At 56.7% G+C, this 19,463-nt stretch carries 10 protein-coding genes; all 10 read left to right on the top strand.

What is annotated here, in order from left to right; translation table 11 throughout:
* The first annotated feature begins 558 nt into the window (after positions 1 to 558).
* The 10 genes from AMR42_RS18175 (at position 559) to AMR42_RS18130 (ending at position 19,359) form a co-directional block, all read left to right on the top strand.
* Positions 559 to 4,275, top strand: a complete 3,717-nt coding sequence (locus tag AMR42_RS18175; protein WP_099535072.1) for a diguanylate cyclase — start codon at positions 559 to 561, stop codon at positions 4,273 to 4,275.
* Positions 4,276 to 4,381: 106 nt separating this feature from the next.
* A complete protein-coding gene (gene sixA / locus AMR42_RS18170; protein WP_234407094.1) occupies positions 4,382 to 4,963 on the top strand; it encodes a phosphohistidine phosphatase SixA in 582 nt (193 codons plus the stop codon).
* Positions 4,964 to 4,980: 17 nt separating this feature from the next.
* On the top strand, positions 4,981 to 6,213 hold the full coding sequence (locus AMR42_RS18165) for a citrate synthase (protein WP_099535070.1): 1,233 nt from the start codon (positions 4,981 to 4,983) through the stop codon (positions 6,211 to 6,213).
* A gap of 24 nt (positions 6,214 to 6,237) precedes the next feature.
* The gene (locus tag AMR42_RS18160; protein ID WP_099535068.1) at positions 6,238 to 7,194 is read left to right on the top strand and encodes an energy-coupling factor transporter transmembrane protein EcfT; all 957 of its coding nucleotides are present in this window, start codon (positions 6,238 to 6,240) and stop codon (positions 7,192 to 7,194) included.
* 169 nt (positions 7,195 to 7,363) lie between these two features.
* On the top strand, positions 7,364 to 9,421 hold the full coding sequence (locus AMR42_RS18155) for a hypothetical protein (protein ID WP_099535066.1): 2,058 nt from the start codon (positions 7,364 to 7,366) through the stop codon (positions 9,419 to 9,421).
* A 72-nt stretch (positions 9,422 to 9,493) separates the two neighbouring features.
* Positions 9,494 to 10,537 carry a tRNA lysidine(34) synthetase TilS gene (tilS, locus tag AMR42_RS18150; RefSeq protein WP_099535064.1) on the top strand — a complete coding sequence of 348 codons (1,044 nt, stop codon included), beginning with the start codon at positions 9,494 to 9,496 and terminating at the stop codon, positions 10,535 to 10,537.
* 268 nt (positions 10,538 to 10,805) lie between these two features.
* The gene (locus AMR42_RS18145; RefSeq protein ID WP_234407093.1) at positions 10,806 to 11,975 is read left to right on the top strand and encodes a pentapeptide repeat-containing protein; all 1,170 of its coding nucleotides are present in this window, start codon (positions 10,806 to 10,808) and stop codon (positions 11,973 to 11,975) included.
* Between the two features lie 366 nt (positions 11,976 to 12,341).
* On the top strand, positions 12,342 to 15,881 hold the full coding sequence (locus AMR42_RS18140; protein ID WP_099535060.1) for an MHYT domain-containing protein: 3,540 nt from the start codon (positions 12,342 to 12,344) through the stop codon (positions 15,879 to 15,881).
* A gap of 44 nt (positions 15,882 to 15,925) precedes the next feature.
* Positions 15,926 to 18,031, top strand: coding sequence for a bifunctional diguanylate cyclase/phosphodiesterase (locus AMR42_RS18135; RefSeq protein ID WP_199858240.1), 2,106 nt, complete (start codon positions 15,926 to 15,928; stop codon positions 18,029 to 18,031).
* Between the two features lie 23 nt (positions 18,032 to 18,054).
* Positions 18,055 to 19,359 carry a response regulator gene (locus tag AMR42_RS18130; protein ID WP_199858239.1) on the top strand — a complete coding sequence of 435 codons (1,305 nt, stop codon included), beginning with the start codon at positions 18,055 to 18,057 and terminating at the stop codon, positions 19,357 to 19,359.
* Positions 19,360 to 19,463: the final 104 nt, after the last annotated feature.

The raw sequence follows: 19,463 nt of genomic DNA, 5'->3' as shown, positions 1-19,463 counted from the left end.
TTTTTCAAATTTGGTCTATCGTAATCTTGAGGAACTCTAAAGACTCTTGCGGAATTCTTATCTGAGAAAAATTGATTTTCTCAAGACTTGCTTTGCAGAAATCGCCAAAAACAAACCGAAATTCACAATAATTTCAAAAAAATTGCGATTTCTGAGCATAATTCACACTTTTGAAAATACTTAGACAAACAATGAATGAAAAACCTTGATCAGGGTGGATTATTCTCAAAGAAATTAGCCCACAGGAACCCCGCGATCGAGCGATCGGGGCCTGAAACCCTGATTGCTGAGTCAGTTTAGATCAATCACAAATCACTAAAATGACAGGGTTCAGATAATCGATCACTCGCGGTCAGTTCCGTTGTGCAGCAAAATTCGGTCAATCGCCAGGTGGGAATAGATAGCTATCGCTAGGGGCTGTTTTATTTGTCGTGAACCGTTGCTGGGGTTGGGATGGGATCGAGGTTGAGTTTGGTCGCTGCTTGGCAAGCCTAGATGATGCCGCAACCTCAATTGAGCAGAAATTGAGCAGAAAACCTTGATCAGAAAACAGTTTTCATGATTCAGCAGTTGCGACGTTTGCCACTCCCGATCGTGTTGGTTGTGCCATTCATGGCGCAAATCTTGGTCATCGTGAGCTTGGTGGGATATTTGTCCTATGCTGGCGGCAAATCGTCCATTTTGGGTGTGTTGGCGCAAATGCAGCGGGATACGGCCGATCGCGCCGATGACCTGTTGCAGGAAATTTTGCGCGGGTTACAAGACGCGAACCAACGAAATGCGAATAATTTGCGCCCGATCGTGGGCCAGCAGATTCAACAAACCAACACCATGCCCCAAGGGGGGCAACTCGATCGCCACCTGTGGAATCAGGTGATTACCAGTGATGATGTGGACTTGGTGGGGTTCGCAACGGCCACCGGGGAGTTCACGGGGGTTGAGCGTAACAGTCGGGGCAAGCTGCTGATTCGCAGCACCACTGATAACGGGGAACTTTGTCGCTATCTCGTGAACCATCAGGGCGATCGCCAGGCCCAGGTTGATTGTTTGCCCAACGTTCCCAATCCAGACTTTCGACAGCAGCCTTGGTATCGAATGGCGGTTGGGACAGGGGAACCCACTTGGAGCATTATTGATCCCCCTTTTCAGAAAATCACGACTTATTTAAGTGTGACTCAACCGTTGTGGGGCGATCGGGGCCGCCCATCGGGCGTGTTGATGGCGGGGCTGCGGCTTTCGCATCTGGGGCAACGGTTGGCCACAATGCAAGCGGGAAAACCAGGGCAACTCCTGATCTTGGAACGGAGTGGCCATTTAATTGCTGCCTCCACGGGGGAAAAACCGGCGGTGCTGCCCTTGTCTGGGGGAGGTCGCCAGCGCCTGACGGCCACCAGCAGCGAGAACCCCGTGACGGCGGAGGCTGCCCGAGTCACAATGCGGTTAATTCAGGGCCAGGAACCGCTTCAGGATCGCCAAGCCACGATCACGGTGAACGAGGAACAGTACGCCGTTTTTTTGCGGCCGTTCAACGATGCCAGCGGTTTGGACTGGTGGTTGGTGGTGGTGACTCCCCATCAGGTCTATAGCAGCCCCCTGGAGCAAAATCGATGGCTGATTTTGGGGTTGTGTGGCGGTGCAATGGTGCTGGCGGGGTTAACGGGTTGGGGGTTGGCCCATTGGGTGACGCGGCCGTTGATGGAGGTGCATGAGGCAGCCCAGGCGTTGGCCAGTGGCCAGTGGCAGCGACGGGTGACGGGGGACGATCGCCCCGATCGCCTGGGGGAACTAGCCCGGGCCTTTAACTTCATGGCCAATTGCGTGGAGGGGGCTTTTATTCAACTGACGGCCCAAAATCAGGAGCTACGGCGGATCGATCGGCTCAAGGATGAGTTCTTGGCCAGTACTTCCCATGCCCTGCGATCGCCCTTGGCGGGGATGATTGCCATTGTGGAGTCTCTGTTGCGGGGGACGGGCGGCCCGCTGACTTCCCTGCAAAAAACAAATTTGGAACTGTTGTTGACCAGCAATCAGCGCCTGCAAAACTTGGTGAATGATTTGCTGGATGTGGCGCGGTTGCGCTACGGGGATGTGCGTTTGGATCCGCAGGCGATCGATTTGCGATCGGCGGTGCAGGTGGCGATCACGATGTTGCAGCCCCTGGCCGATCGACGACACCTGACCCTGGTGATGCAAATTCCTGACCAGTTGCCGCCGGTGATGGTTGACCCCGATCGGTTCCAGCAGATTTTGCTGAATCTATTGGACTATGCCATTCAACAAGCTGCCGGCCAACAGATTCTGATTACGGCTGAGTTTTTGTCTGAACAGGATATGGTGCGGGTTTCAACGCTCGATCGGGGCCCGGAACCGGCGATCGGGTCTTGGGGGCAAGAGTCGGCCCTTGCTCAGGAGGGTTCGGTGCTGCCCCTGATCGCTGATTCTCCCTCGTCCCTAGTCCTAGAGCCAGCTCAGTTAGATTCCATTGGTGGCCTGAGTGTAACCATTACCAAGCGCCTGGTGGAATTACATGGGGGAACGTTGGCTTTGGGCGATGCTTGCGGCCATGGCTGGGGGAATCACTTGGGAAATCATCCGGAGAATGCCCCGGGAAATCAGGCAACGACTGCTGCTCCCACAATCCGCGAGCGCATCAGTTTCACAATCCCGATCGCCTGGACAGGGGAACCTCCCACCCTCCAGATTGCCCCCAGCGACCATTGGACAGCGCCCCAGCCCCAGCCCCCAACCACCGCCGATCCCGATTTGCTGCCGTCTCACATCCTGGTGGTGGACGATGATCCACTGATTTTGCAAGGGCTGGCCAATTGGTTGGCGCTGGAACCGGGGTTTCGGGTGTCTGTGGCCCTCAGCGGGCGATCGGCCCTGGCTCAAATTCAGCAAGGCCCAGTACCTGACTTGCTGTTGCTGGATTTGCGAATGCCCGACCTCACGGGCTACGAGGTGATTGCCCAGTTGCGCCAAACCTGGTCACCTCAGGCCTTGCCGATCGTCCTGTTAAGCGAGCGAGCCTGTCCCCAGGAAATTGTGGCCGGCTTGGCGGCGGGAGCCAACGATCACCTCACCAAGCCGGTGACGGCCAGCGAACTGATTGCCCGCACCCGGGCCCATTTGCAAGTGCGCCAACTGCAACTGCAACAACAGCGAGCGGCCGCCGAGCATGAGCGCAAAATTGCCCTGTTTCTGGATGCGTTGCCCGCGGGGGTGGCGGTCTATCAAGCGGGGGGTGACTTGCTTTACCTGAACAGCTTGGGGCGACAACTGCTGAATTTAGATCCGAACTTAGACCCAAGTTTGGACCCAAGTTTAAATTCGGCTGCGCCCTTGTCCGTGTCGCTGGCCGATCGCCTGTATCGGGCCGGAACCGATCAACCGATTGAGCTGGCCCAGATCCCGGTGCAGTTGGGCGCAACGGGCCAAGCCGCCGTGACGGAAACCATTGAACTCGATCGGGGCAGCAGGCGCATTCCCTTTGAAATGCGGGCTGTGCCCATTACCGATGAAGCGGGGCAGGTGACCTATGCGGTGGTCACCTTTCAAGACATTACCGAGCGCCAAAAAACCGCCACCATTCTGGCCAACTATTCCCGATCGCTGGAAGCGGAAGTGGCCAATCGCACCGCAGCCCTGATTGAGTCGAATCGTCAGCTCGAAATTCAAATTTTGGAGCGGCAACGGGCTGAACAGGCACTGCAACGGGCCAACCAAGAACTGACCCGCTTGGCGCAACTGGATGGGCTAACCCAAGTGGCCAATCGACGTGGGTTCGATGAGCACCTGGCGCGGGAGTGGGCCCGCTTGGCGCGATCGGGCCGTCCCCTGAGCCTGTTGCTGTTGGATGTGGACTGCTTCAAGGCCTACAACGATTGCTATGGCCATCCCTCCGGTGATGACTGCCTGATTCAAGTGGCACGGGTGTTGGCAGACATGATTTGCCGGCCGGCGGATCTGGTGGCTCGCTATGGGGGAGAGGAGTTTGCCATTATTTTGCCGGAAACCCCCTTGGAAGGGGCGATCGCCATTGCCCACCAAGTCCGCACCCGGATCCGTGGTCGTCAATTGCCCCATGAGCGATCGATTGTGGCCCCCTTTGTGACGGTCAGCATTGGCGTGTCTTGTCTCGTGCCTAGCAGTGACTGCAAACCTGCGACCCTGATTGCCATGGCCGATTCAGCGCTCTACTGTGCAAAACAGGCCGGGCGTGATCGCTATTGTGTGCGAGCCAATCACCCCTCGATCGGGCAAGCGGCGGTCTAGCCACGGTGGAAATTAGAAACTAATTAGAAACTCACTAGAAATTTTTGGAAACTTTTGGAAATTTGATGAGCACCCCGGAGTTGGCTAACCTGGTTTGGCTACTGGTTTGGCTAAAACCTCCATGTCCTCCGTAATTTCTGCCATTGAGCTGTATTTAATTCGCCATGGCATCGCCGCCGAACGCGGCACTTATGCTAACGATGACGATCGCCCCCTTACCCCCGTGGGCCAAACCAAAACCCGCGCCATGGCCGATCGGCTGCGGGAACAGAAGCTGTGCTTTGACACCCTGGTCACCAGCCCCCTCGTGCGGGCCCGGGAAACCGCCGCCATTCTGCAAGGGGTGGGTTTGGCCGCCCAAGTGGAGACTTGGCCCGAACTGACACCCGATCGGGCGATCGACCCCTGGTTAGAGCGCTACGATCAGTGGCGAACCCAGCACCTGGCCCAAGCCGCCTTTCCCGCCAAGCCCTCTTCCCGGCTGCGGCTGGCCCTGGTGGGCCACGAACCCACCCTCAGCCAGTGGGCCAACCAACTAATCTGGGGCGATGGAAACCCGATCAATGATGCACGGGACACAATCGTGCTGAAAAAAGCAGGTATTATTGGTTTGATTTTGCCCCCCATGGGTTCTCCTCTTGGTTGCAGCCAGCTCTTTTGGCTGACCCCTCCCCGATTATTCCTATAGTTTTCTGCCCTTGCCCTATGGCTACACCAGCGACTTCCGATCGCGTCAACGAAAGCACTGGCGATTCAGCCAAAACGGCTGCCCCTGCCTGTGAATTCCGGCCGGGTCTCGAAGGTGTTCCCGCAACCCAATCGGCCATCAGTTATGTGGATGGCAAAAACGGCATCTTGGAATATCGAGGGATGGCGATCGAGGAGTTGGCGCGGCATAGCACCTTCCTGGAAACCACCTTTCTGTTGATTTGGGGCTGTTTGCCCACCCGGGAAGAACTGGAAGAATTTGAGCATGACATTCGCTATCACCGGCGGGTGAAGTTCCGGATTCGGGACATGATGAAATGCTTCCCGGAAAGCGGCCACCCGATGGACGCGCTGCAAGCTTCGGCGGCGGCCCTGGGGCTGTTTTATTCGCGGCGGGCCCTGCCCAACCCGGCCTACATCCGCCAAGCGGCCATTCGGTTGCTGGCGAAGATTCCAACGATGGTGGCGGCCTTCCAATCGATCCGCAAGGGCAATGACCCGATTCAACCCCGGGATGATTTGGGCTATGCGGCCAACTTCCTGTACATGCTCAATGAGCGCGAGCCGGCTCCCCTGGCAGCCCGGGTGTTTGACACCTGCTTGATCCTCCATGCGGAACACACGATCAACGCATCCACCTTCTCAGCCATGGTGACCGCTTCCACCATGACTGACCCTTACGCGGTGGTGGCTTCGGCGGTGGGCACGCTGGCGGGGCCGCTCCACGGCGGGGCCAATGAGGAAGTGATCGATATGCTGGAGGCGATCGGCTCGATCGAGAATGTGGTTCCCTACATCGATCGCTGTATCGCGGAAAAGCAAAAAATCATGGGCTTTGGTCACCGGGTTTATAAGGTCAAAGACCCAAGGGCTACGGTGCTGCAAAGCCTTGCGGAAGAACTGTTTGACAACTTGGGCCGCGACCAATATTACGACTTGGCCTTGGAAGTGGAGCGCGTCGTGTCCGATCGCCTGGGCCACAAGGGCATTTACCCCAACGTGGACTTCTACTCGGGCTTGGTTTATCGTCGCCTGGGCATCCCGACGGATCTGTTCACGCCGGTTTTTGCGATCGCCCGCGTGGCCGGGTGGTTAGCCCACTGGCGCGAACAACTGTCCACCAATCGCATCTTCCGACCCACCCAAATCTACACGGGTGAGCATGGGGCATCGTACCAGCCGATCGAGCAGCGCCAATCTCTCGTGCGGTTTGATACGCTCGCCAACTAGCGCTGCCCTTAGGCGCTGCCGTTCATGGACTTAATGCGATCGCTCCCCTTGGGGCTGTACCTTGAACAACCAGTCACTTGGCTCCATCGCCTGGATTCTCGGGTGAAGCTGGGTTGGCTGCTGGCTTTCCTGCTGATGCCCGTTTTGGCCAGCGGGGTGGCCCGGTTGGGGTTGGTGGCCCTGTTGGTGCTGTTGACCGTGGGGGCCGGAATTCCCTGGCGAGTTTGGCGACAGCAGTTGGTTTGGTTGTTGCTGGTGGGCTTTTTTGCCACCTTGCTCACGGCCCTGTCTCCCGATGGCTATGGCCTGAAATATCAACCCCGATCTCCTGCGGACTTGAATTGGTCAAGTTTGAATTCGTCAAATAATCAAGACCCGGCCAGCGGTTCAGCCCCAGCGGGCCAGGCGATCGCCTCTGAATCCTTGCCCCAGCCCACTGCATATCGATACTGGTTGGTACAACAGGGCTGGTTGAAGGTGTCCCGGCGATCGCTGGGTTTGGGCGTGCGGGTTGGCAGCTTAGTCTTCATTTTGATTTACAGCACCACGCTGTTTTTGTTGACCACGGCTCCCGAGGAAATTGCAGCGGGTTTAGAGAGCTTGATGGCTCCTTTGGGACGTTTGGGCCTGCCCGTGGCAGAAGTGACCCTGACGTTGACCCTTTCCCTGCGGTTCATTCCGCTGGTGTTGGAAGAGGTGCAAAATCTGGTGCGATCGATTCGTACCCGTGCCATCAACTGGCGGCGGCTGGGCTGGCGCGGCACGATCAAGATTTGGCTGATTTTGGCAGAACGCTTGCTGGAAAATCTGCTGATGCGGGCGGAACAGATGGCCACTGCCATGCAAGTACGCGGGTTCACCAGTCCCGATCGTCATTCTTTGCCCCTGTCTGTGCCTCGGCTGCGGGCCCGGGATGGGGTGGCGATCGGGGTGCTGTTGTTGATTGTTGGGGCGCGGCTCTGGTGGGGGTGGCAACCTTAAAATCAGGGGGCAAATTAGGGAGCGGCCCATTATTAATCCCGTCATCAAAACGTCAGATTAGCGTTTTGGGGATTGCACTCCAGAAAAAATTGCACTCCAGAAAATTGTATGCGTTACTGAGAAAGCCACCCTTTTTTGGGACGCTTGCGAAACGGCCCGAGCAGCGACTATGGATTTAACGCCCCCTTGCCCTGATTCTGACCAAGACTGGACGACGGTTAATTTTCCGGGAGCACTGTCTTTGGAAGCATTGGTTGAGGATGGAGCGGATGGCGGAGCGGATGCGGCCCTGGATCACCTGGCCGATCGGGGCGATCGCATGGAAGCGGGGGCGAACCCGGGTTCGGAGGTGAGCAACTCCCCAATCACCCATCCGACCAGCACCAACCCAGCAGCAACGGGGCCGGCGCGATCGGGCACGGACGTTTTGCAGCCCTATTGGTCAGGCAATCGGCCAGCCCGATCGCCTGCGGAGTTACCATTCCAGCGCGAGGAACCCAACCACGGCGGCTCTCGGTTGAGGGGGTCTCGGCCCAATGATGCCGCCTTAAATGGTTCCCGATTGGGTGACTCTCGACTCCGGGGCGATCGATCCTCAGGCGGTTTGCCTGCCGGGCCCACCGATGTGGCCCAGTTGGTGGCGGTGGCGGAGACTCTGAACCAAGAAAACGAGCAATTGCGGCAACAAGTGACCCGGCTGGAAACGGCGGTGGCGGAATGTCGGGCCACGCTGGATTTGCAACAAATGCGGGCCCAAACCCAACAGGCCCTCTACGACGCGCGATCGCGAGATTTTGAGAGCACCAAACAGGAAGCAACGCGCTTGGCCGAAGCCTTGGCAGCGGCCCAAACCCAGTTGGCCCAACAGGATCAGGAGCGGGCGGAATGGGTGCAGCAGGAAGCCTGCGATCGGGGACGCATTGCCCAACTGGAACGGGCCTGTGCATTGCTGCAAGAGCAGTGCTTGAAGCAAGCCGATGAGCTGATGCAACTGCAAGGGCGGCAACAGGACTTGCAGGAACGACTCAAGCGCCAACAACGGCAAACCCTGCAACTGCGAACCGCCTTGGAACAATGCCTGGAGCAGGAATATGGGCGATCGGTGTTGCCGCCCCTGAACGAAACGGAACCCCGATCACTGGCGCATCCGTTGGCCCTGGCGCAATCTGAGCCGTCTTCCTTGGGCAGTGATGCTTTGACTGATGATCAAGGTGACTTGACTAATGATCAAGAGGATCAATGGGTTGATCAGGACTGGACTGATCAGGACTGGGCTGATCAAGATTGGGCAGCAGTGGCAACCCCGCCCCAAACACCGGAGCCATCTGCGGAACAGCCGGCCGACCCGATCGATGCTATTCGGACTGAGGAAATTTTGGCCTTGCTGAATTGGGACTTAGAGCAAACCGCTCCCAATTTGTCCTATCAAATTCGGCAGCGATCGCAATTGGCGGCGATCGATCAAGCAACAGCCGATCGCGCACTAACCAATCAGGCACAAGCCATTACGCCCAAGGTTTTGCCCCCGATCGAGTCCAATGGGGCGGTCTCCGAGTGGGAATCCCTGCCGGACGCGGTTACAACCGATGACCTTGCTAGCCTGGATCGCGATGGCCTCGATGATCTAGCGGATGCCCTGTGGTTGAGTGATTGGCCCCGCCCCCTCAGTCCTACGGAACAAAGCGATGTGTTGGCCCGGTTGATGGCCTTGGCGGAAACAGAGGAAGCGGATTTGCCCAGCCCTATTTCTTCCACGCCGGCCCCCGCTCCGAAGCGATCGATCCAACTACCCTTGACCGAACCGCACCACAGCAGCTCGCCCCGATCGCTGGCGAATTTAGGGATGATCAAAGCCGAATCGGCCCAGCTCGATCGCCCGGCCCGCCCTTTGATTGACTTGTATCCCATTGACTCCCATTCGCCGGACTTCGATCCGCTGTCGGAGCCTGATCGATCGGATCGGAGCGATCGATCTCGGCAACCGGATTCGCTTGAATCTATTGATCTTGTTGATCTTGAACCCATTGATCTTGAACCCATTGATGGGGAAGATTTAGCAACACCTTTGGCGGAGGTGCTGTCCCTAGAAGCGGAGTTGATGGATTGGCCGGCGCGATCGACTCCGGTGGCGACCTCGGAACCGTTGCCCCAATGGCCCGCGCCCACCTTGGCCAAACCTCGCAAGCGGCGCGATTCGCTGGCCGCCGTTGAGTTGCCCAAGTTCTAGGCAATAGTCCTAGAGTGCTCGGTGATAGTCCTAGGCGATTCCACTCCTTGAGGTGTAGGGGGAACAGCAAGGGTGGCGGAACCCTGGAGTGATCAACATGCCCGTTTTCATCAGACCCTGCGATCGCGCGGCTTACTCCCGATCGGAACCAGGGTGCTGGTGGCGGTTTCCGGTGGCCAAGATTCGATCGGCCTGTTGCGGTTGTTGGTGGATTTACGCCGCCTTTGGCACTGGGAATTGGTGGTGGGGCACTGCAACCACGGTTGGCGCTCCGATGCGACCGCCAATGGGGACTTCGTGATTCAATTAGCCAACGATTGGGGGTTGCCCGCCGCCCTGGCCATTTGGGACGCACCCCAAGCCAACGAGGCGGCCGCCCGCGCCTGGCGGTACGATGCCTTGAGCAGCTTGGCCCAACAGCACCGTTGCAGCACGATCGTGACGGGACACACGGCCAGCGATCGGGCAGAAACCTTGTTGCATCACTTAATTCGCGGCAGTGGGGGCGATGGGTTGGGGTCTTTGGATTGGCAACGATCGCTCGGGTCGCTGCAATTGGTGCGCCCGCTGCTGGATTGGACCAGGGCAGAAACGGCGGAATTTTGCCAAACTTGGCAGTTACCCCGCTGGGAAGACAGCACGAATCAGGATCAGCGTTATTTTCGGAACCGGTTGCGATCGCAGGTGTTGCCCCTGTTGCGAGCAGCGTTTAATCCCCAGGTGGAACGCCACTTGGCCCAAACGGCGGAACTGTTGGCGGATGAGGCCCAATGGTTGGAACAGCTCACCGCCCAATGGCTGGAGACCCATGGGCACGATCGCGCTGGGCCCGGTCGGGGCAATGGGGGCGATCGGCTCGATCGTGCTCAACTGCAACGGGAGCCGATCGCCCTTCAGCGGCGGGTGTTGCGTCGTTGGTTAACCCAACAAACCGCCCGATCGCCCACCTACGCCCAAGTGGCGGCGGTGTTGGCTTTGGTGAACGCTCCCCAGGGCAGCCAAACCCGTTCCCTGCCTCAGGGGGCTGTGGTGCGGGTGCTTGATCGTTGGCTGATTTGGTTGCCGGCCGAGTCTTCCAGCGGTCGAACTGAGCAGGGCGATCGGTCACTGGGCTGATCAGTTGATCATGTCGATTGATCATGTCGATTATCAAGGAGCGATCGAGGAGCCGATCAAAAACTGATCAAAAACCAATCGAGAACCGATCAAGGGCTGGGGAAAGTTCTGCGCTCCTGAACCCGTTAGCTGCCACCCGATCGCTCGCCGTCTTCGCCAACGAATGCTAAAAACGAATGGATGCAAGAGCAGCTTGCCGCCAAACGACCGCGCCAAGAACGAATTTCCACTCGAATTTCAGCCAGCATTTCAACAATATTTCCCTGCCATGTCCGCGATCGAATCCCACTTCCGCAATCGTTCCCTGGCCATTGCTGCCGTTTCCGCCGTTGGCCGCTGGGGGTTAGCTGGCTCGATCGCCGCCCTGGCCATGGGATTTGCCACTCCCGCCCAGGCCAGCGACTTTAACCAAACCACCTTCAACCGGCGCAACTTGGTGCAAAGCAACCAATGCCCCAGTTGCAACCTTCAGGGCAATGATTTGAATGGGTTGGATCTGCGAGGGGCCAACCTGCGAGGGGCCAACCTACGCGAAACGCTGATCATTCGGGCCAACTTGCGGGGAGCCGACCTGAGCGGCGCAGATCTGCGGGGCGCTTACCTGTGGGGCACGGATTTAACCGGAGCACGCCTCGATGGGGCGAACCTTTGCGGGGCGATCGTTCCCAGTGGTGCGCGATCGAACGTGGGCTGTGTGGACTTTTCCAGCTCTGATTTTCGGCCCTCGCCCCCAACGGCCAGTGGCCCGCAAGTGCTGTCTTTGAATGCGGCCGGGACGGCCGGCCTGGTCACCGGCACGGTCACGAGCGATCGCAGTGATGTGTGGTTGGTGAATGGGCGGCCCGGGCGAATGCAGGTGCTGATTTCCTCCCGCAATAGCAATGCTCGCTTTGATGTGTTGGGGCCCGATGGATCTCGGTTGGCCACCAATACGGGCGAAGCATTCATTGAAATTCCCAGCGAAGGCCAATACCAAGTGGTGGTCAGCAGTTTACGCGGCCCGGAAACCTATGAACTGTCGGTGGAACTGTCCCCGATCGAGCAGCGGGCCCAAGCCACCAACCGCGACGAGAGCAATCCTTGGGAGCGCGAGGTGGTGACTCGTCCTTTCCAGGCGGGCCCCACCCTGGCCAATCGCTCCAACACCTACGCCCTGTCGATCGACCCCCTCAGCCGCTACGGTACGGCCCAAGGAGAGGTGACCAGTGGCGAGCAAGATATCTGGCAGGTGGATTTACCGGCCGGGTCGGTTGAAATCCGGCTTGATTCTTACAATGGCCGCGCCAGGTTCGACTTAACCAACGATGACGGCCGCGTTCTGGCCCGCCAGGTCAGCAAAACGCGCTTCCGGGCCCTGGAAGACGCTCGCTATGACATTTCCGTGGGCACGATGGGCGGCTTTACCAATTACCGACTCTGGGTCAGCTTCGATCAATAATTCGATCAATAACTTGATCAATCAGCTCCACCAGATCCGCAGGAAAATCCATAGGTGCAAGATGCACAAATTGGCTCCTTGAGGCACATTGAAAGAGGCACGTTGACAGGCTGTTGACAGGATTCAGTTTCAGGGATCGATATTCGGTTCGGTATCGATATCGATCGATAGTGCTTGTCGGTATTGATCATTCGGTATCGATCATTGGGACTCATCATCATGACCGATCGCCACTGATCAGCAACGCAGTTGTTTCCTCAGGGCCGAAATTCCCCGTGAGGCTGGGAAAACTATACAAAACAAGCTCTAATTGCCCGAGCTAATTGCTGCCCGCCACCATAGCCCTGAATTGCTAAACAATTGCCCATGGAGCCTCTGCTGAGTCCCGTTTTTGGGATGTATGACTGGTCGTTGGTTAGTGCTTCGCTGGCGATCGCGATCGTCGCATCCTACACGGCCCTCGATGTGGCGGGCCGGTTGCGCCTGGCCCAAACCGTGCGCCAACAGACGCTGTGGTTGGTCAGTGGCAGCCTGGCCATGGGGGTGGGCATTTGGTCCATGCACTTTGTGGGCATGTTGGCCTTTCAGTTGCCCATGGCCGTTCACTACGACCTCAACACCACGTTGCTGTCCTTGTTTTGGGCCCTGATCGCCTCGGGGATTGGCCTGTATGTCATGAGCCGCAGCACAGTGCGTTTTTCACTGTTGGTGGGGGGGCTGTGCATGGGGCTGGCGATCGTGGCGATGCACTATACCGGCATGGCAGCGATGCAGTTGCCTGGCGAGGTTCACTATTCCTGGCTGGGGGTTGGTGCTTCTGTGGTGATTGCCCTGGTGTCTGCCTATGGGGCGGCTTGGCTGTCGCTGCGGTTGGGGCGATCGGGCATGGAAGCGGCTGGCAGTGGCGTTCCCTTTACCTGGCAGTCCCTCAGCAGCGCCATCATCATGGGTTGCGGAATTGGGGGGATGCACTACACCGCCATGACCAGCACGCAGTTTTGGATGGTGAATCACTCGGTTTTTGGGGTTTCGGAACAGACCCCGGATTTCCCGATCGGGAGCGGGGGTCTCAATCAGCCCTCCAACTTACCCAGCATCACTTCAGCGGGGTTGGCGGTGGATGTGGCCTTGGGGGCGATCGTCATTTTGGTGATTGCTCTGGCCATTTCAACGTTTGAGCGGATGCTCGATCGACAGCGAGTGCGGGAGCAAACCCTCAGCGAAAGTGAGATGCGGTTTCGACTGCTGATTGATCGCCTGCCAACGGGGGTGTTGCTGGTGGACGCGGGTGGGCGCATTTTGTCTTGTAATCCCATGGCGGCCAAGCTGTTGGGCACTTCTGTGGAGGCCCTTCAGGGGCAAATTTTCCATGCGGGGTTGCCCACCCTCAATCCAAATGATTTCACCCTTGGCCAAGATCTGATGCCGCTTCAGCAGATTTTGGCGTTGGGGGAGCCGGATGCCACCGTGCCCGATCGCCCGATGGTGAACCGAGGCGTGGGCAACCTGCTGAAAGCCAATTTCACCGGCTTCAGTTCCAGCTTCAGCGCCAGCTTGGGTTGGGATGGGGGAGAAACCGGCAGCGGTGGGGCCACCAATCGATCGGCGGGGCAATCTTGGACAACCGATCGCACCACCAATCCCCAATGGCGCTTGGCCAACACCATCTTGAGCTTGAACGAAGGCGAACAGCGGCGCTGGTTGTTGGTGAACGCGGATCCAATTCTGAATGAAGATCAGCAGGTGGAGCGGGTGGTTTGTTCCCTGACGGACATTACCGATCGCCGGCTGGCCGAGTTAGCCCTCCAAAAAACTGCCCGCCGCGAAACCACCATCGCCCGCGTGATTCAGCGAATGCGGCGCACCCTGGAGCTGCAAACCATCCTGGACACCACCACCAGCGAGCTTCAGCAAATTATTGAGTGCGATCGTGTGTTGGTCTACCGCTTTGAGCTGAACTGGAGCGGGCGAGTGGTTTCGGAGGCCGTGGTTCCCGGTTGGACACCGGTTTATAACAACACCACCATTGAGCGAATTGCGGTCGATCGCCCGGAATGCATTATCAAAACGATCGATAGCCAAAACCTGTTGATTCAAGACACCTACCTCCAGGACACCCAAGGGGGCAGCTACCAAACCACCCGCAGTTGTCGCTGCGTCAGTGATATTTATGCCTACGGTTTTGATGATTGCTATCTCCGATTGTTAGAGGCCTTGGAAGCCAGGGCCTATATCATCGTGCCGATTTTCTGTCGGGAACAGTTGTGGGGCCTGTTGGCTTGCTACCAAAATGGCCAGCCGCGCAGTTGGACGGAGGTGGAAGTGGCCAGCGTGGTGCGGATTGCTGAGCAATTTGGCGTGGCCGTGCAACAGGCCGAACTGCTCGCCAAAACCCAACAGCAAACGACCGAACTGTTGGCCGCCAAGGAAGAGGCCGATCGAGCCAACCGGGCCAAAAGTCACTTTTTAGCCCAAATGAGCCACGAACTCCGCACCCCCTTGAATGCGATTTTGGGCTTTACCCAACTGATGGCGCGTGATCCGTCCCTTTCCCTGACCCACCGCCAGCAGACCAATATTGTGAACCGCAGCGGCGAGCATCTCCTGGGCCTGATCAATAGCATTTTGGATATGTCCAAAATCGAAGCGGCCCAAATGACGCTGCAACTGGAACGGTTTGATCTGCACCGGTTGCTAGACACCTTGCAAGACCTGTTGACCGTGAAGGCGGAAAGCAAGGGGTTGGTGTTGCTTTTTGAGCGATCGGCCACCCTGCCGCAATTTGTGATCACAGATCAGAACCGATTGCGGCAAATTTTGCTGAATCTGTTGGGCAATGCGTTGAAATTTACCGATCGGGGGCGGGTGATTTTGACGGCGCGGGAACTGTCAACCACCCCGATCGAGGAGCGATCGTCACTGATCGCCGAGACCCCGCCCACCCGCGAGACCGACCCCGCCGCCATTGGCCTGGAGTTCAACATCAGCGACACGGGGCCGGGCCTATCTACCGAAGAAATTGCCCAACTGTTTCGGCCCTTTGAGCAAACAGCCGTTGGCCAGCGATCGGGTCAAGGAACCGGGTTGGGCCTGTCCATTTCTCGGGAATTTGCCCGTTTGTTGGGCGGCGACATCTCGGTTTATAGTCAACCGCAAACGGGAGCCACCTTCACGGTCACGATCCAAGCCCAGCGGGCAGAAATCAGCGGCACGATCGACTCCGCTTCCCAGCAACCCATCCTGCGGCTGGCTCCGGGGCAACCGGCCTATGTGATTTTGGTGGCCGATGACCATGCGGACAGCCGCGCCCTGCTCACGGACTTGCTGAATCAAGTGGGCTTTCAGACCATCACCGCCATCAATGGTCAAATGGCCGTTGAACTGTGGCAACAGCACCACCCCCAGGCCATCTTTATGGATATGAAAATGCCTGGTTTGGATGGTTACGCGGCTAGCCGCCTGATCAAATCCCAGCCCGGCGGCCACCAAACTCTGATCATTGCCTTAACGGCCAGTGCTTTTGACCAAGATCGAGCGGCAATTTTGGCGGCCGGCTGTGATGATTTGATTTGTAAGCCTTTTAACTTCACCGATTTGCTGGAGTTGCTGGGTCAAAAATTAGGAGTGCAATACCTCTACCAAGCGCCTGCGGAACCGGAACCCAACACCGCCCCGATCGATGCGGATCCCCATACCTTGCTGGCCCAACTGGCGAGCTTGCCTGATCCTTGGCAACAACAATTCCGATCGGCCGTCACCCGAGGCAGTGACAGCCAAGCCTTGCAGCTTTTGGAGGCGCTGCCGGACAGTGCCAACGCCTTGCGGCAAGTCTTCAGCCAATGGATTGACGGTTTGCGGTTCGATCGGGTGTTGGAATTACTGGATGAAGCGCAATCCGCCCCCTAGATCAGTCCGTTTGTCTCAACATGCCGCCTGAGTTGTTGCCCGCCATGTCACATCCCCCATCTGACCAGCCACCACCGGACTCGCCTGCCGCCACTCACACACCTCTTGCGGGGCACTTGCCCAGGGGCGTGAGTGAATTCCAGGAGCCTGGCCTGGATCGATCGAGCGGCTGGCCCCACGCCGACCAACCGCTCGATCGACCCGTGGCCGCTGCGGTGATCGCTCCCGATCGGGCTGCGACCTCGGCAATGGCTGACATTAGTGCTGACATTAACGCTGACACCCATATCGAGCCAGCTAGTTTTCAACAGGTGGATCTCCAGCCGGCCGATATCTTGATTGTGGATGATACCCCCGAAAACCTGAAGCTCTTGGCAGCCCTCTTAGCTAGTGAGCACTATCAAATCCGCAAGGCGATCAACGGTTCCATGGCCTTGCGGGCCGTGGCCGCCGACCCGCCAGATTTGATCTTGCTCGATATCATGATGCCGGACATGGACGGCTACAGCGTTTGCCAGGCCTTGAAGGCGGATCCCAGCACGGCCGACATTCCCGTCATTTTTCTCAGTGGCCTCAGCGATGCCTTTGACAAAGTGCGGGCCTTTGAAACGGGCGGCTCAGACTACATCACCAAGCCCTTTCATGGCCAGGAAGTGCTGGCCCGGGTGCGCACCCACTTGCAGGCGCGATCGGCTCAGCAGCGAATGGCCGAGCTGAACTTGGACTTGGAACGGCGTGTGCGGGAGCGCACTTGGGCCCTGGAGCAGGCGAATGCGGCCCTACATACGGAAATTCAAGAGCGCCAACGGCTACAAGAACAACTGATGGATCTGGTGCTGCGGGATGACCTCACGGGGTTGCCCAACCGGACTGCTTTTACGCGGGAGTTGGCGGAACGGTTTCAAGCCGCTCGCCAAGCCCAAGCCGATCGGGTGGCAGTGCTGTTTGTTGACTGCGATCGCTTCAAAGTGGTGAACGATTCCTTGGGGCACTTTGTGGGCGATCAATTGCTAATTAGCCTGGCTCAACGGCTTCAGGGCTTACTGGAGCCGCCCCACCTCATGGCGCGATTCGGAGGCGATGAATTCACTCTGCTGCTACAGGGGCCCGATCCCCTCGCCTTGGCCCAAACCTATGCCGATCGGGTCATGGAAGCCTTGCAGCGATCGTTTAAGCTCCAGGGCCATGAAATTTTCACCAACGCCAGCATTGGCATTGCCGTAGACTCCGACAACTACAGCCATCCGGAACACTTGCTGCGGGATGCCGATGCGGCCATGTACCAAGCCAAAACCATGGGCCGGGGTCAATACCAACAGTTCAACAAGGCCATGCATCGCTACGCCCTCCAGACCCTGGAGATGGAAACCGAGCTGCGCCATGCCCTCCAAAACCAGGCGCTGCAAGTGGCCTATCAACCCATTGTTTGCGTGGCCACGGGGGAGTTGGTCGGTTGCGAAGCCCTGGTGCGCTGGCCCCATCCCGTTCATGGTTATGTGCCCCCTTCGATGTTTATTCCCGTCGCAGAAGAGACAGGATTAATTGTGGCGATCGGGGAATTTGTGTTAACCGAAGCGCTGAAACAGATCCAACAGTGGAATCGCGATCGCCCGGGCGATCGACCTTTATTTGTGAGCGTGAATCTTTCCGTTCGCCAAATTAACCAACAGGATTTTTTGGAAAAATTCAATCAAATTGTTCAAGATTTGGCCGCAGATCTCTCCTGTCTCAAGCTAGAAATTACCGAAGGGGTATTTATGGGTCACACCCCTCAAAACATTGCCGTTTTGAATAATTTACGCGATCGACAAATTCAAATTTGCGTCGATGATTTTGGAACGGGTTACTCATCCCTGAGTTATTTACAGAAACTGCCCGTGGATATTCTCAAGATCGATCGCTCCTTCATCACGCCCCTGGATGAGTCCCACGAACGGGGCGAACTCGTGGCCGCCATTATCCACATTGCCCAAACCATGCAAAAACAGATTGTGGCGGAAGGTGTTGAAACGATCGCTCAACTCCAAAAATTACAAGAATTTAAATGTGACTTCATTCAAGGCTATTGGGTGGCTAAACCCCTCACGGTTGCCGAAATGGAGAATTTTTTGAGCGACTATCCCATTAAATCCTGGTCTCGTCAGGGTTGATATTTATTTCCTGAGTTTTGCCGATGAATGCCACGGTTGCACCCGCGATGTCTACCCAATCGGACACAAAAGAAGACATTCTAATTGTTGACGACACGATCGCCAACATCCAGTTCCTATCGTCCCTCTTAGTAGAACAGGGTTACTTGGTTCGCAAGGCCCTAAATGGCCCCATGGCTTTGCAATCAATCCATGCCGATCCGCCCAGCCTGATTCTGTTGGATATCAACATGCCGGGCATGAATGGCTATGAAGTTTGTCGAGTCCTCAAGGAAAATGAGCAGCTTAAAAAGATTCCAATTATTTTCTTGAGTGCCCTGGATAGTGCCCAGGATAAAGTGCAAGCCTTTCAAATGGGCGGCGCTGACTACATCACCAAGCCTTTTCAGTTAGAAGAAGTCATTGCCCGCATTGAAAATCAGCTTGCTCTGAAGCGGGCCCAAGAGAGTCTTCTTGCCCAAAACTTAACCCTGCAAAGGGTTTTGGAAGAATTGCGCCAAACCCATTTGCGACTATTGCAGCAGGAAAAAATGGCCAGCATTGGTCAGTTGGCTGCGGGAATGGCCCATGAAATTAATAATCCCCTGAGTTTTATTGCGGGTAATTTGTCGCCTGCAAGGGAGTATTTGGCTACGCTGTTTGAGTTGCTGGATCAGTATCAAGCGGCTTGTCCTAATCCGCCGGAGTCGGTGCAAAGGATTCTGAAAGAAATTGATTTAGAGTTCATTGCCCGTGACTTTAAATCACTGGTGGATGCGATGCAAAATGGGGTCGATCGCATTCAGTCAATTATTTTGGCTTTGCGCATTTTTTCGCGATTAGGAGAAGCCGAAATTAAGTCGGTGAACTTGCATGATGGGCTGGATAGCACTTTGCTGTTGCTGAATCAACCCTTAGCCGATTTAAAAATCCGCGTGATTAAAACCTATGGAGATTTGCCGCCTGTGAAGTGCCATGCGGGCCAGGTGAATCAGGTTTTTTTGAATATTCTGAATAATGCGATCGAGGCGTTGAGTTCTGCGGTGCAAAAACAGCAACTTCAAGAAGATCCAACGATTTGGATTTGTACCGAACGCACCAGCCCCACCACCATTCAGGTGCGAATTCGGGACAACGGGGTGGGAATTTCCCCAGAAGTTCAGCGCCAATTATTTGATCCCTTCTTCACCACAAAACCGATCGGGCAAGGGGTGGGCTTAAATTTAGCCAGTAGCTATCAAATCATCGTGAATCATCACCACGGGCAACTAACTGTTGAGTCAGCCAAGGGAGTGGGGGCTGAATTCTGCATTGAGTTGCCGATCGCCCTGCGTGCCGAGGCCGTTTAAACCAATAAACTGTGGTTTGGCTAGCAAGGCGATCGGTTACTGACGAGTATCGATGATCAACATCAATTCTGCATTTTCTACATTTATAGTCATTTCAAATAAGA

This window comes from Limnothrix sp. PR1529, from assembly GCF_002742025.1.
Classification (GTDB): Bacteria; Cyanobacteriota; Cyanobacteriia; order CACIAM-69d; family CACIAM-69d; genus CACIAM-69d.
Note: the sequence above shows the minus strand (reverse complement) of the source record. Positions and strands in the feature narration are given on the sequence as shown.

Bases quoted from the DNA above. Each gene is read 5' to 3' on its own strand.
- AMR42_RS18175 (WP_099535072.1), top strand. From the start codon at position 559: ATGATTCAGCAGTTGCGACGTTTGCCACTCCCGATCGTGTTGGTTGTG.
- AMR42_RS18165 (WP_099535070.1), top strand. From the start codon at position 4,981: ATGGCTACACCAGCGACTTCCGATCGCGTCAACGAAAGCACTGGCGAT.
- AMR42_RS18160 (WP_099535068.1), top strand. From the start codon at position 6,238: ATGGACTTAATGCGATCGCTCCCCTTGGGGCTGTACCTTGAACAACCA.
- AMR42_RS18155 (WP_099535066.1), top strand. From the start codon at position 7,364: ATGGATTTAACGCCCCCTTGCCCTGATTCTGACCAAGACTGGACGACG.
- AMR42_RS18145 (WP_234407093.1), top strand. From the start codon at position 10,806: ATGTCCGCGATCGAATCCCACTTCCGCAATCGTTCCCTGGCCATTGCT.
- AMR42_RS18140 (WP_099535060.1), top strand. From the start codon at position 12,342: ATGGAGCCTCTGCTGAGTCCCGTTTTTGGGATGTATGACTGGTCGTTG.
- AMR42_RS18135 (WP_199858240.1), top strand. From the start codon at position 15,926: ATGTCACATCCCCCATCTGACCAGCCACCACCGGACTCGCCTGCCGCC.
- AMR42_RS18130 (WP_199858239.1), top strand. From the start codon at position 18,055: ATGAATGCCACGGTTGCACCCGCGATGTCTACCCAATCGGACACAAAA.